This window comes from Nocardia sp. N2S4-5, assembly GCF_044628355.1.
In the GTDB taxonomy this organism is placed as follows: Bacteria; Actinomycetota; Actinomycetes; order Mycobacteriales; family Mycobacteriaceae; genus Nocardia; species Nocardia wallacei_B.
The window spans coordinates 976,714-989,881 of record NZ_JBIUPM010000001.1; the positions used below are offsets into that span (position 1 = coordinate 976,714).

The window sequence follows — 13,168 nt, forward strand, 5'->3', positions numbered from 1 at the left end:
CGCCTGTCCGGCCCGTTCAGTAGGCGGGCAGGTCGTAGCTGTCGGTCTTGGAGAAGAACGCCTTCACCATCACCGGCCGCAGCGGCCGCGACAGCATGACCCGCGCGGACGTGCGCGCGAGGGCAGCGCCGATCCGGCTGTGCGGCAACATCATCTTGATCCCGCCGCCGGGCATCTCCTTGGCCTCGGCCAGGAACGGCGTCACCTTCTCCTCGTACCGGGCCAGCGCGGCGGGGAGATCGTCCGGGGTGGCGGTGATTTCCCCGGCCAGGATGTAGGCGCCGACCAGAGCCATCGCGGTGCCCATGCCCGTCATGGGGGAGCCGCAGTAGCCCGCGTCCCCGGCCAGGGTCACTCGTCCGGCGGAGAGCGTCGGCATGTCGATGCGCGCGAGTTCGTCGAAGTAGAAGTCCGGGGTCGTGCGCATCGCCTCGAGCACGAGCGGAGCGTGCCAGCCGGCCTCGGCCAGCATGTCCCGGATCAGCTGCTGCTGCGCCGAAACATCGCGCCGCAGTGCCGGATTCGCGTCCACACGCAGCGTGATGATGGCCTTGGCGGTGCTCGGATCGCCGTCGGGCCGGATGCCGACGGCCACGCTGCGCATCGGATGCAGGGCGAACCAGCCCGGCCGCACGTCCGGCGGGGTCGGGATGGTGAAGAACGCCCCGTACCCGCCGAGGAACGTCGCGAACTGCTCCTCCGGCCCGAATGCCAGCCGCCGGGTGGCCGAGTGCACGCCGTCCGCGCCGACGACGAGGTCGAATCGTCCGGTGCCGCCGGCGGCGAAGGTGACCTCCACGCCGGTGTCGTCCTGGCGCAGGGCCTCGATCCGATCGCCGTAGCGATAGTCCAGTTCGCCGCCCACGCTCGTGACCTCGTCCAGCAACACCTGATTGAGGTCGCCGCGGGTGATCTCGATCTCGGCGACCGGTCCCTTGCCGTCGAACATCTCCATCGGCATGGTCGCGAACTCGCGGCCTTGAGCGTCGACGTAGGCCATGCCCAGCTCCTGCAGTTGGTACTTGCGAATGCCCGGCATCAGCCCCATCCGCTCGGCGACCTCGCGGCTGGGCCCGCGCAGATCCACGGCCTGCCCGCCGGGCCGCGGAGCGTCGGCACGCTCGATGACGGTGACCCGGACGCCGGCCCGGAGCAGTTGCAGCGCAACGGCATTGCCGGCGATGCCGCCGCCGGAGACGAGGACGTGGGGAGTCTGTGCGGAGGCAGTCACGGTGGGTTCCTGTTCTTTGGTTTGAATGTCTTAGACAAATGTCTAACACAGACTTAGCACGTATGTCTAGAACAAATGTCTAAGACGCTGGTAGGGTGGGCTCATGGGAAACCGGGAAGATCTGCTGGCAGGTGCTCGCAAGGCGATCCTCGAGCGGGGACTCGCCAAGGTCACCGCGCGGGACATCGCGGCGGCGGCCGGTGTCAGCCTGGCGGCCATCGGTTATCACTTCGGCTCCAAGGACCGGCTGGTGTCCGAGGCGATCACCGAGTCGATAGGCACCGACCTCGGCGACGGCATCGAGGCCGCGATCCGCGACGCAGGGGAGGGGCGTTCGCTCCGGGAAGCGATCGAACCGACGTGGAACGCCATGCTCGACGTCATCCAGAAGAACCACGAGCAGCTGTTGCTGAGCATGGAGAACGGGATCCGCGTCGCACGCTCGGAGGAACTCCAGGCGTATCTGTCCGAGGCGACCGAGGGCGCCTACGCGGACCTGGGTGCGGTATTGCGCGAGATGCATCCGGAGCTGTCGGCGAAGGAGGCGCGTGCGGTCGCCAAACTCTATTTCGTGCTGTTCCAGGGCTACGCCATGCTGGCGCTGCTCGCTCCCGGCGGTGACCTGCTGCACGGCGAGGACGTGGCACTCGCCGTGCGGGCATTGCGCGAAAAATGACATCGGCCGCACCTGCGTCGAGTGCGGGGCTGCACGCGGTGCGGACATGCACAGCGGGAACCGAAGCCGGTGTCCGTGCTGTGCGATCCCCGCCGAAATGGAATGCTCGTGCCGGAATCCCCGGCCGGAAGGCGCAAGGAGGCAACGTGGCGGTAGACGGCAGCGGCACCTGGTTGCGGGAGTTCCGGACGGAAGCGCGGCCGCGCGCGGTGCTGGTGTGTTTCCCGCCGGGCGGCGGTTCGGCGAGCGCGTTCCGTCCACTCGCGCAGCGGATGGACGGCGTCACGGTCGTCGCCGTGCAGTATCCGGGGCGGCAGGACCGGCTGGGGGAGCCGATGATCGCCGATATCGGCGCGATGGCCGATGCGGTGGCACGCGAGTTGACGGCGCTGGCCTTACCCGGCGAGCCGGCGTTGTTCGGGCACAGCATGGGTGCCACCGTCGCCTTCGAGACCGCGCGCCGGCTGGAGGCCGCGGGCCACGACCTGACCCGCTTGTTCGTCTCGGGTCGGATCGCGCCGTCGGCGCCTTACCCCGGCCGTCTGCACGACGCCCCCGACGCGGATCTGATCGCGGAGTTGGAGCGGCTCGCCAACGATCCCGCCTCGGTGGCCGTACTGCGCACCGAACCGGGTCTGGCCGACCTGGTGCTGCCCGCCGTTCGCAACGATTACCGGGCGGTCGAGACGTATGCGTTCGAACCCGGAGAGCCGTTGCGCTGCACCATCTCCGCGCTGCTGGGCGACGCAGATCCGACCGTCACCGTCGAGCAGGCCGGGCAGTGGCGCGCCCACACCACCGGCGAATTCGAGCTGGAGACCTTCTCCGGCCGGCACTTCTACCTCGATGAGAAGGTCGACGAGGTGGCCGATTTCGTGGCCGCCCGCCTGCCCTGACGAATCCTGCCGCGCCTATTGCGGTGACGGGGGAATCGGCGTGAGGTAGTCCCGCCGGCGCGACAACCACCACAACCCGGCCCACGACATCGCCACCACGATCACGACCAGCACGCGGACCAGGTCCAACGCGTCCTGCGGATACAGCACCCCGGTGATGTAGTGGTCGATGAACCCGCCCGGCGGCAGTTCCGCGTCACCGGCCCGGTGCCGCGCCCAGTTCTCCAGATGGGTGAGCGGACAGTCGACGCCGAAGATCACCGTGCTGAACCCCCAGCCGACGGCCGCGAGATGCGTCCATATCGTCCAGCGCCACCGCCACGTGAGGAACCCGCCCGTCACCAGGTAGACGACGAACAAATAGTGCACGCCCGCGGTGACGTCTGCCAGCAGCCGGTACATCACACATCCAGCTTAGAAGGGCCGGACCGGGTTGCCCAGAGATCTTCCGCCCGGCCGACTTCGGCTCCGCCCGGCGGCGTCCGCGGGTTATTTCAATACCTATATACCGATATGCGAATCTAGGCATGTATTACATGCTTCAGCGTGTCACCGACTGAAGAGGATGGGTGCGCCGCCAACAACCAGCATCGACGACGAAACCGGGACCCGATGTCGGAGGACTCGGGTCGTTGATGGGGGAGGGGCGCGGCAGCGGCGCGAGATACCCGCCGAGGGGAGTGTCTCGCCCTCGAGATGTCACATCGCTGACCAATAGGCCTGCGCGCCAAAGGTTTCGGCTGTTGGCTCCTGGAGCCGGCTGCCTCCGGGGCGCCTGGTCAGTTTGGAGATACTGCTATCGCCCTATGCGAAGTTATGCATGTAAATCCAATCAACCACGTCAGGAACCTTCACATCAACTCACGACAAAAGAAAGCAAAAGAGGCCAGGAGCCCTCAGCGGGATGGCTCGGTCGTGACCGGGAGCCTCACCAGTTCGACGGCTCGTAGTCCTTGAGGAAGCAGCCGTACAGGTCGACGCCTTCTTCGCCCTGGACGATGGGGTCGTAGACGCGCGCCGCGCCGTCGACCAGGTCGAGGGGCGCGTGGAAGCCTTCGTCGGCGAGGCGGAGTTTGGTGTAGTGCGGGCGTTCGTCGGTGATCCAGCCGGTGTCGACGGCGGTCATGAGGATGCGGTCGGACTCGAACATCTCGTCGGCGCTGGTGCGGGTGAGCATGTTGAGCGCGGCCTTGGCCATATTGGTGTGCGGGTGGCCGGGGCCCTTGTAGGCGCGGCTGAACACGCCTTCCATGGCGGAGACGTTGACGATGTACTTGCGGCGGGCGGGTGCGGCGGCCATGGCGGGACGTAGTCGTGAGACGAGTACGAACGGCGCGACCGAGTTGCACAGCTGCACCTCGAGCAGTTCGGTGGCGTCGACTTCGGCGACGGTCTGCACCCAGCTGTTGGTGTGCGCGAGGTCGGGCACCAGGCCGCCGGCGTCGATGGCGATACCGCGCGAAATGCGTTCGGGCGTGGCCGAACCCGCGACGAGCGCGAGGTCGGTGACGTCGGCGGCCGAGAGCGCGGGGGCCAGCGATGCGGTGAGCGCTGTGGGGTGGGCCTGCATGGTCTTGCCGAAACTGACCGTGTCGGGCAGCTCGCCCGCGGGGAGCGGACCGTTCTCGGCGTCGGCGAGCGCACTGTAGGCGCCGGGTGAGCGGCGGACGGTCTGGGCGGCGTTGTTGATGAGGATGTCCAGCGGTCCCTGTGCCGCGACGTCGTCGGCGAGCGCTACGACCTGGGCGGGATCGCGCAGATCGATGCCCACGACGCGGAGCCGGTGGATCCAGTCGGCGCTGTCGGGCTGGGCCTTGAAGCGGCGGATGGCGTCGTTGGGGAAGCGGGTGGTGATGGTGGTGTGGGCGCCGTCGCGCAGCAGTCGCAGTGCGATGTACATGCCGATCTTGGCGCGGCCGCCGGTGAGCAGCGCGCGTCGGCCGCTGAGGTCGGTGCGGGCGTCGCGCTTGGCGTGGCTGCGGGCGGCGCAGTCGGGGCAGAGCTGGTGGTAGAAGGTGTCGACGCGGGTGTATCGCTGTTTGCAGATGTAGCACGGTCGCGGGCGGACGAGGGTGCCCGCGGTAGCGCCGGTGCTGTTGGGGGACAACGGGATTCCGGCCGTCTCGTCATCGATGCGGTTCGGCGAGCCGGTGGCGGTGGCGGCGACCACGGCGCGGTCGGCGGCGGACTTGGCGTCGCGGGCGGCTACCCGGCGGCGCTGCTTCAGCTTCTTGAACATGTGCCCGACGGCGTGCTGCACGGCGATCGAGTCGGGGTGTTCTTTGTCGAGTTGCGCGGCCAGGTCGAGTACTCGGAGGCAGGCGGCGAGGTCCGCCGGGTCGATGGCGGGCTCCGGCGATGCGGTGCGGGTCGTCGGGTCGTTGTGGGCCATCGTGGTGCGGATCTGTCCTTCGTGCGCTGGTGGGCTGGCGACTCATTGTCGCACCGTGGGCCCGGGGCCGATCTCGGTGGCCGATGTTCGGCTATCGCGGCGAGTATTCGATCGGCGCGTTGTCGGCGCGGAGGTCGTCGATGAAGTTGGCGATCGCCTCGCCGACCAGCAGTGGTTCGGTGATGGGCAGCCAGTGGTCGGCGGGCAGCCGGTAGCACCACAGCCGGTCGGCGCCGCGGCGGACGTGGTCGGCGGCGGTGGGCAGGGCGAGGGCGTCGGCGCGGTCGACGATCAGCTGGACCGGTACGGCGGTGTGGGTTTCGCGGGGGTGGCGCAGGTGGTAGACGAGGTTGGCGTGCACGATGCGGGCGCCGGCGAGCAGATCGGTGATCCAGGTGGGGGCGAGCGGTGGTGTGCCGTGGCGGAGGCGGGCGCGCACGCGCGGCCAGCCGAGCAGGCGGCGGCCGAGGACGAGCCAGCCGAGGCCGGGGAGTTTCCACCAGGGGGTTTCGGGCAGTCGGGGGTGCCGTAGGGCGAGGGCGAGGCGGCCGAGGTCGGGTGCGCACAGTGCGGTCCCGGAGGCGATGCGGGTGTTGGCGCGGGGGTCGCCGAGTGCGGCCCACAGTTGGAAGGCGCCCCAGCCGTGGCCCGCGATGTGTGCCGGGCGGTCGGAGCTGACGGCGTCGAGTACGGCGTAGAGGTCGTCGGTCAGGTCGGTGAGCCGGTAGTCCTGGGTGCGAGGGGGTTTGGCGGAGCGGCCGTGGCCGCGCACGTCGTAGGTGACGACGTGGAAGCTGTCGGCCAGCATCCGGGCGACGTCGTCCCAGATCCGGTGGGTGTCGGTGATGCCGTGGACGAGGACGAGGGTGTCGGCCTTCGGGTTGCCGCGTTCGTAGACGGCGAGCTCGAGGCCGCGGTGGCGCACGGTGCGCCGGCGTGGCCGGAGTGGGTCGGTGTCGGGCAGGTGGGTCATTGTGTCTACCTCGCAGTGCCGGGCTGTCCCGCTGGATCGTACCGCCGGTACGTTCGACGCTACCGAGAGTACGGGGATATTGGGTTGGTAGACGGTGCGCGTCGTGTTTTCCCTGTATACGTTCACATTCGGTGCGGGCTGCTTCCGTACTGCTGGTACGTGTAATCTTCGCGGTGAGCCCACGCCCCAGGGAGTCGAGTCGATCGTGCCCCGTCCCAGCCGTAATACCCATTCGCCGCGAGTGACTCGCGATGAGATTGTCGATGCGGCGATTCGGGTGATCGATCGGACGGGTCCGCGGCCGAGTATGGACGGCATCGCGCGCGAGGCCGGGATCACCAAGCCGCGGTTGTACCGGCAGTTCGCGGACAAGGCGGATCTGTACACGGCGGTCGCGGAGCGCATGTCGCGTACGGCGTTCGCCGCGACGGGTGAGGATATGACGTTGCTGTTGCAGCCGCCGCGGCCGGCGTTGCGCCGGGTGTTCGGTGATTACGCGCGGGGGATTCTGGAGCATCCCAATGTGTTTCGGTTCCTGGCGCAGGCGCCGGTGCTGCCTGCGTCGGGTGGTGATCGGGACGGTTCGGTGTTGCAGTTCGATTTGGGGCGGGCCGCGGCGCAGCGGTTCACCAGGTTGGCGCGGGCGATCGCCGACGCGGTGCCGATCGAGGTGGGCGGGATCGATTATCTGTCTCGTGCGGTGATCGGTGTGGTGGTGGCGACGACGGATCTGTGGCTGGAGGGTCCGCCGGAGGAGGGGGCGGAGGAGTTCGTGGTGGAGGCCAGTGAGCTGGTGTGGGGGTTGATCGATGGGTTCCTGCGGCGGCAGGGGGTGGCCGCGGATCCGGAGACGCCGATCTTCACCACTCTGGCCGAGGTGAATCAGGCGCGCGAGGCGGGGTGACGGTCGCGCCGCGAGCGTTGTTGACATTCCGCCAATAGTCGTCCACGCTGGTGCTCGGAGGGCCGGTGGGTGCCGGCCGGGCACGAGACGAAGGGCAACAACGATGGTGCGCGCCCCATGGAGCGACGACGAGGTCGAGGCCGTACGCGACCTGGCGAAGGACTTCTTCGCCAAGGAGGTCGTTCCGCACGAGGAGAAGTTCGTCGCGCAGGGCCATCCCGACCGTGAGCTGTACAACCGGGCCGGTGAGCTGGGCCTGCTGTGCGCCTCGATTCCGGCCGAATACGGCGGCGGGGGCGGCACTTTCGCGCACGAGGCGGCCATCATCGAGGAGCAGACGTTTCAGGGTGACGGCGCGCTGGGCATGCCGGTGCACTCCACGATCATCGCGCCCTATCTGCATCAGTTCGGTTCCGAGGAGCTGAAGCGGCGGGTGCTGCCGCGGGCTGCCAGCGGGGAGATGGTGCTGTCGATCGGGATGACCGAGCCGGGCACCGGGTCGGATCTGCAGAACATCAAGACCCGGGCGGTGCGTGAGGGCGACGAGTACATCATCACGGGGTCGAAGATCTTCATTTCCAACGGCTGGCTGTGCGACGGCATCATCATCGCCGCCAAGACCGATCCGACGAAGGGCGCCGCCGGGGTGTCGCTGATCTTCGCGGAGGTGGGGGACGACACGCCGGGGTTCGAGCGGGGCCGGATTCTGTCGAAGATCGGCGGCAAGGGGCAGGACACCGCGGAGTTGTTCTTCGACGGGTTGCGGGTTCCGGCGTCGAATCTGCTCGGTGCGTCGGAGGGTCAGGGCTTCTATCAGATGATGCAGTTGCTGGCGCAGGAGCGGCTGGTGACCGCGATCATGGCGGTGGCGATGATGGAGAAGGCCGTCGATCTGACGGTCGAGTACACCAAGGGGCGCGAGGCGTTCGGCAAGCCGCTGTTCGCGATGCAGAACACGAAGTTCGAACTGGCCGAATGCAAGACGCTGGCGAAGGTGGGCCGGACGTTCCTGGACGATGCCATTGTCAAGCATCTGCGTGGTGAGCTGGACATCCCGACCGCGGCGATGGCGAAATACTGGCTCACCGACCAGTTGGGTATTGTGGTGGATCGCTGTCTGCAACTGTTCGGTGGCTACGGATACATGACGGAATACCCGATCTCCCAGCTGTACACGGGCGCCCGGGTGCTGCGCATCCTGGCCGGCTCCAACGAGGTGATGAAGGATCTCATTGCCCGCTCACTCTGAAACAACCGACAACATCGACGCACCCGAGCAGGATCTCATTGCCCGGCAGCGTCGATCTGAAACAACCGACAACATCGACGCCCCGGAGCAGGATCTCATTGCCCGGCAGCGTCGATCTGAAACGACCCGCGAAACAGGGGACGCCGCCGACCCGTTGGCGCGGCGGCGTCGGCTGGAGCCCGATGAACGGCGCGCGCAGATTCTGGAATGCGCGATCGAGATGTTCGGTGAGCGCCCGTACGCGGCCGTGTCGACCGCGGAGCTGGCGCAGCGCGCGGGTGTCGCGCGCGGGCTGATCAATCACTATTTCGGCAACAAGCGTGATCTGTATCTGGCGGTGGTGCGGCGGATGGTGACGCTGCCGCGCCCCGATCACATGGCGGTGCCCATGGGCGATACCCGCGAGCGGGTGGAGGCGAGCGTGGCGTGGCTGCTGGACACCATCGGTGAGCACGGCAGCACGTGGGTCAAGGTGACCGGTCACGAGGGCATCGGCGACGACCCGGATGTGGAGCGCATCCTGGACGCGGCCGACGATGCGGCGGCCGACCGGCTGTTGCAGATGGTCGGCCTGTCCGGCTCGAAGCGCGGCAGTGAACTGCGCGCCCTGGTCCGTGCCTACGGCGGTTTGGTGAAAGCGGCTGGGCGCGAATGGATCACGCGCGGCACGTTGTCGCGCGAGCAGGTTCACCATCTGCTGACGGACATGTTGCTGACCTTGGTGACCCAGTCCTTCCCGAAGATCGAGAACGAGGGCTAGGGGGCGCTGTCCCTCTATTCCTTGCGTGCCCGGCTGGGCTGGACGCGCGGGGGTTCGTTGGGCATCTTCGGGTAGACCGGCGGCCAGGGGGCGTCCATGAGGCCGGATTCGAGGTCGCGCGTGGACATTTCGAGCAGTGGCTCGATGGATTGCGGGGTGCGGTCGGCCCAGGGGTCGCCGAGTTCGGCGACGCGGGCGGGGACGGTGGCGAGGGTGAGTTCGTCGGGGACGACGGTGTCGAGTTCGTCCCAGGCGAGCGGGGTGGAGACCTGGCCGCCGACCTTGGGTCGCACGCACCAGGCACCGAAAACGGTGCGGTGCGGGGCGTTCTGGTTGTAGTCGATGAAGATTCGGCTGCCGCGGTTCTCTTTCCACCATTGCGCGGTGATGAGGTCGCCGTGGCGGCGTTCGAGTTCGCGGGCGAGGGCTACGGCGGCGGCGCGGACCTGGTAGCCGTCCCAGCGGGGTTCGAGCAGGACGTAGATGTGCAGGCCGCGGGAGCCGGAGGTCTTGAGGCGGGCGTCGATGCCGAGTTCGGCGCACAGGTCGCGGGTCAGGGCGGCGGTCTTGCGCAGGTCGTCGAAGGCGGTGCCGGGGGAGGGGTCGAGGTCGATGCGTAGTTCGTCGGTGACGCCGGTGGGTGGCAGTAGTTGCCCGGCTGCGTCGTGGACCTCGGGTGCGGTGCTGTGCTCGGCGGCGCGGGCGTGGGTGGGCCAGACGTGAAATCCCAAGCAGCCCAGGTTGACTGCCCAGAGGAGGTGGGCGAGGTCGGCGGCGACCAGCGCGTCGCTGGTGGTGCCGTTGGGGGTGGAGACGACGGTGGTCTGTAGCCAGTCGGGTACCGATTTCGGGACGCGTTTCTGGAACCATGATTTGCCGCCGGCGCCGTCGGGATAGCGTTCGAGCAGCACGGGCCGGTCGCGCACGGTGCGCAGGAACGGTTCGGCGACGGCCTGGTAGTAGCGGACGAGGTCGAGTTTGGTTTCGCCGCGCTTGGTGAAGTAGATCTTGTCGGGGTTGCTGATGGTGACGGTTTTGCCGTCGACCTCGAGGTCGATGCCGGCGCTCATTGCTTGGCCTCGGCGAAGATGTCGGCGAGTTCGGCGGGGGCGACCTCGTCGAGTTGGGCGTAGGTGCAGGATTCGGGGGTGCGGTCGTCGCGGAAGCGGACCAGGCGGCCGCCGTGGCGTAATCGGCCGGCCATGACGTGTTCGTAGCGGACTTCGGCGACCAGTTCGGGGCGCAGTGCTTCCCAGGAGAGGTCTTTGCCGCCGGTCCAGCGGCTGATGCCGCCGGGCATCTTGCCGTCGGCCTTGGCTTGGGCGGCGGCGTCGGCCCAGCTGCGCCACGGGTGGTGTTCGAGGGCGTTCTCGCGCAGCGGGGCGAGTTCGTCGACGAGTTCCTTGCGGCGTTTGGCGGTGAAGCTGCTGGCGACGCCGACGTGGTGCAGGCTGCCTTCGTCGTCGTAGAGGCCCAGCAGCAGTGATCCGACGCCTTGGCCGTCCTTGTGCCAGCGGAATCCGGCGATGACGCAGTCGGCGGTGCGTTCGTGTTTGACCTTGACCATGACGCGTTTGTCCTGCAGGTAGGGCAGGTCGGTGGCTTTGACCATGACGCCGTCGAAGCCGGCGCCTTCGAAGCGGGTGAACCAGTCCTGTGCGGTGTGCGGGTCGGAGGTCAGTGGGGTGAGGTGCAGTCGTTCGTAGGTGCCGGTGAGGAGGGTTTCGAGGATGCGGCGGCGTTCGGCGAACGGTTTGTCGGTGAGGTCGTCGTCGCCGAGGGCGAGCAGGTCGAAGGCGACGAAGCTGGCGGGGGTTTCCACGGCGAGTTTGTTGACTCGGGACGCGGCCGGGTGCAGGCGCTGCTGCAGGGTGTCGAAGTCCAGGCCCTTGTCGGTGACGACGACGACCTCGCCGTCGATGACGCAGCGGTCGGGCAGGGCTTTGCTCAGCAGTTCGACCAGTTCGGGGAAGTACCGGGTCAGGGGGCGGTCGTTGCGGGAGCCGAGTTCGATCTCGTCGCCGTCGCGGAACACGATGCAGCGGAATCCGTCCCATTTGGGTTCGTAGTAGAGGCCGGGGTCGTGCGGCAGGTCGGAGGCCGATTTGGCCAGCATCGGCTTGACGGGTGGCATGACGGGCAGGTCCACACGATCCTCCTCGGGGTCGGTCTCACCGATACCGACGGTGCGGGCGACGTGGATTCATCGCCCGCAACCGTTCAGCAAGATCGTATGCCCGAGTTGTCAGTTCTCCAGCCAGCCGTGCTGATCGGCGAAGGCCGTCAGCCGGTCGCGGATGGTGAGGATTTCCCCGGCCGTGAGGGCGGGGCTGGCGTCCAGCAACAGCTCGGTGATCAGCCGCCGGTGTTCGGCGGTGGTGAGCTGGCCGGAGGTGCGCTCCCGGTTGCGGTGGCGCGGTGCGGCGGGGGCCGCGGCCGCGGGCGCGCCGCCGACCGCGGTGAGGTTGACCGCTTTGGGTCCGCGGTCGCCCTCGGTCACCTCGAACTCGAACACCCGCCCCTGCCGCAGTTCGTCTTCGTCCAGTCCTATGTCGTTGACGTGCACGAACACGTCGGGGCCACCGTCTTCCGGGCGGATGAAGCCGAATCCCCGAGAACTATCGAAGGACACCAATTTCCCGATGGACACCTACACCCGCTCCTCGTCGCAGTCCCTGGTGCCGTCACTCTAACCGTCCTGTTGATTGTTGTCGGAGGAAAGAGCTTTTTGCAGGGAGTTGTACACGGTCAGGCCTTGGCCGACCATTCCGTTGACCAGTTCGCTGACGCCGTCGGGGCCGTTGAGGACCGTCAGGTTGGCTTGGGACAGGCCTTGAGCTGCTTGTTTGACGATTTCGGGGAGTTGCTCGATGAGCAGCTGGTCGAGGGCGATGCGGTTGTTGGAGGCGGCGGCCTCGGCCTGGATGCGGGTGCGGTCGGCTTCGGCCTCGGCGAGGATGCGGACGCGTTCGGCTTCGGCGCGTGCGGGTTTGACCACTTCGGCCTGTAGTTGTTCCTCGCGGAGTTCGGCTTGTTTGCGGGCTTGCTCGGCCTGGGCGGTGAGCACTTCCCGCAGTGCGACGGCTTGGGCGAGCGGGCCGGCCTGGGCGGCTTCGGCGTTGGCCTTGTCGATGTCGCGCTGGTATTGGGCGCGCAGCAGGGCTGTCTCGCGGGCGTATTCGGCCTGGCGGCGTTCGGATTCCTGCTGGGCCTGGGCGGCGAGCTGGGATGCCTGGGCCTGGGCGATGTTGGCGTCGCGCTGGACGGCGGCGTTGTGCGGCGCGGACAGTGCGGTGATGTAGCCGAGGTTGCCGTCGTCGATGGACTGGATCTGGAACGAGTCCACCCACAGTCCGATGTTGCTCATTTCGACCTTGGACGCCACCAGTACCTCGTCGGCGAGTTTCTGGCGTTCGCGGATGATCTCCTCGACGGTCATCGAGCCGACGATCGAGCGCAGGTGGCCGGAGAAGATGCGTCCGGTCAGGACGGACATCTCCCGTTCCTGTTCGGACAGGAATCGTTGTGCCGCATTGACGATCGAGACGGTGTCGTTGGCCACCTTGAAGGCGATCACGGCGCGCACGTCGAGCTGGATCGCCTGTTTGGTGACGCATCGTTCGGAGATCTCGGCCTCGAACATGGCCAGCGACAGGTAGCTGACCTTGCGAAAGAACGGCATGACCCAATTGCCGCGACCGATGACGACCCGGAACGGCGCATTGTCCGCGGCGCGCCCGCCGCTGACGAGCATGGCCTCGTCGGGATCGGGCACGTGGTACCCCAGCACTGTTGTCTCCCTTGCTATTTCGTTGTGTCCCCACCCGGTCCGAAGTCGAGCGGCACCCAGGGAACGACATCGACGATGCGGCCGGGGTTGACGGCGACGACGAGCACGGTGGTGCCCGCGTCGAGCGGTTCGGCGGCGCGCGCGATGTAGATTTCGGTTCCCCCTCGGATCGCGACCAGGACCTCCCCGAGCATGTCTGCGCCCCGGATCGGCGATGTGAGCGTACCGGTCAACCCCTGTACCGGGTCGGTCATCAGTGGGAACTCCTTGCCCGGCAACGGTGTACGACAGTGGTCG

14 protein-coding genes are annotated in these 13,168 nt (G+C 67.7%); 5 read left to right on the forward strand and 9 right to left on the reverse strand.

Going from position 1 to position 13,168, the window contains the following annotated elements:
* Positions 1–16: 16 nt before the first annotated feature.
* Entirely contained in the window at positions 17–1,231 is a 1,215-nt protein-coding gene (locus tag ACFMRZ_RS04305; protein ID WP_400177997.1) for an FAD-dependent monooxygenase, read from the reverse strand.
* Positions 1,232–1,334: 103 nt separating this feature from the next.
* On the opposite strand from ACFMRZ_RS04305, the gene ACFMRZ_RS04310 reads away from it, so the two are divergent.
* Positions 1,335–1,907 (forward strand): TetR family transcriptional regulator, encoded by a 573-nt coding sequence (locus tag ACFMRZ_RS04310; protein ID WP_400177998.1) that lies wholly within the window; start codon positions 1,335–1,337, stop codon positions 1,905–1,907.
* A 146-nt stretch (positions 1,908–2,053) separates the two neighbouring features.
* Positions 2,054–2,803 carry a thioesterase II family protein gene (locus ACFMRZ_RS04315; protein ID WP_400177999.1) on the forward strand — a complete coding sequence of 250 codons (750 nt, stop codon included), beginning with the start codon at positions 2,054–2,056 and terminating at the stop codon, positions 2,801–2,803.
* Between the two features lie 15 nt (positions 2,804–2,818).
* On the opposite strand, the gene ACFMRZ_RS04320 is transcribed toward ACFMRZ_RS04315, so the two are convergent.
* The 3 genes from ACFMRZ_RS04320 to ACFMRZ_RS04330 form a co-directional block, all read right to left on the reverse strand.
* Positions 2,819–3,208 (reverse strand): DUF2784 domain-containing protein, encoded by a 390-nt coding sequence (locus ACFMRZ_RS04320; protein ID WP_400178000.1) that lies wholly within the window; start codon positions 3,206–3,208, stop codon positions 2,819–2,821.
* 523 nt (positions 3,209–3,731) lie between these two features.
* The gene (locus ACFMRZ_RS04325; RefSeq protein ID WP_400178001.1) at positions 3,732–5,195 is read right to left on the reverse strand and encodes an SDR family NAD(P)-dependent oxidoreductase; all 1,464 of its coding nucleotides are present in this window, start codon (positions 5,193–5,195) and stop codon (positions 3,732–3,734) included.
* A gap of 91 nt (positions 5,196–5,286) precedes the next feature.
* Positions 5,287–6,168, reverse strand: a complete 882-nt coding sequence (locus ACFMRZ_RS04330) for an alpha/beta fold hydrolase (RefSeq protein ID WP_400178002.1) — start codon at positions 6,166–6,168, stop codon at positions 5,287–5,289.
* Positions 6,169–6,409: 241 nt separating this feature from the next.
* Between ACFMRZ_RS04330 and ACFMRZ_RS04335 the strand changes: the two genes are divergently transcribed.
* From ACFMRZ_RS04335 to ACFMRZ_RS04345, 3 genes are all read left to right on the forward strand, one after another.
* On the forward strand, positions 6,410–7,072 hold the full coding sequence (locus tag ACFMRZ_RS04335) for a TetR/AcrR family transcriptional regulator (RefSeq protein WP_280276312.1): 663 nt from the start codon (positions 6,410–6,412) through the stop codon (positions 7,070–7,072).
* A gap of 103 nt (positions 7,073–7,175) precedes the next feature.
* Positions 7,176–8,321 (forward strand): acyl-CoA dehydrogenase family protein, encoded by a 1,146-nt coding sequence (locus tag ACFMRZ_RS04340; protein WP_280276313.1) that lies wholly within the window; start codon positions 7,176–7,178, stop codon positions 8,319–8,321.
* Between the two features lie 154 nt (positions 8,322–8,475).
* The gene (locus ACFMRZ_RS04345; protein WP_400182763.1) at positions 8,476–9,081 is read left to right on the forward strand and encodes a TetR/AcrR family transcriptional regulator; all 606 of its coding nucleotides are present in this window, start codon (positions 8,476–8,478) and stop codon (positions 9,079–9,081) included.
* 14 nt (positions 9,082–9,095) lie between these two features.
* Here ACFMRZ_RS04345 and ACFMRZ_RS04350 read toward each other — a convergent pair whose 3' ends face one another.
* The 5 genes from ACFMRZ_RS04350 to ACFMRZ_RS04370 all read right to left on the reverse strand — a co-directional run bounded on the left by ACFMRZ_RS04350 (position 9,096) and on the right by ACFMRZ_RS04370 (position 13,125).
* Positions 9,096–10,151 (reverse strand): DNA polymerase domain-containing protein, encoded by a 1,056-nt coding sequence (locus ACFMRZ_RS04350; protein WP_400178003.1) that lies wholly within the window; start codon positions 10,149–10,151, stop codon positions 9,096–9,098.
* A complete protein-coding gene (locus ACFMRZ_RS04355) occupies positions 10,148–11,230 on the reverse strand; it encodes an ATP-dependent DNA ligase (protein ID WP_280276315.1) in 1,083 nt (360 codons plus the stop codon). The genes ACFMRZ_RS04350 and ACFMRZ_RS04355 overlap by 4 nt, the downstream gene beginning before the upstream one ends.
* Positions 11,231–11,326: 96 nt before the next feature.
* Complete coding sequence (locus ACFMRZ_RS04360) at positions 11,327–11,713, reverse strand: cold-shock protein (protein WP_400182764.1); 387 nt, start codon at positions 11,711–11,713, stop codon at positions 11,327–11,329.
* Positions 11,714–11,770: 57 nt separating this feature from the next.
* Positions 11,771–12,871, reverse strand: a complete 1,101-nt coding sequence (locus tag ACFMRZ_RS04365; RefSeq protein WP_280276317.1) for a flotillin family protein — start codon at positions 12,869–12,871, stop codon at positions 11,771–11,773.
* 14 nt (positions 12,872–12,885) lie between these two features.
* Entirely contained in the window at positions 12,886–13,125 is a 240-nt protein-coding gene (locus ACFMRZ_RS04370; RefSeq protein ID WP_280276318.1) for a hypothetical protein, read from the reverse strand.
* Positions 13,126–13,168: the final 43 nt, after the last annotated feature.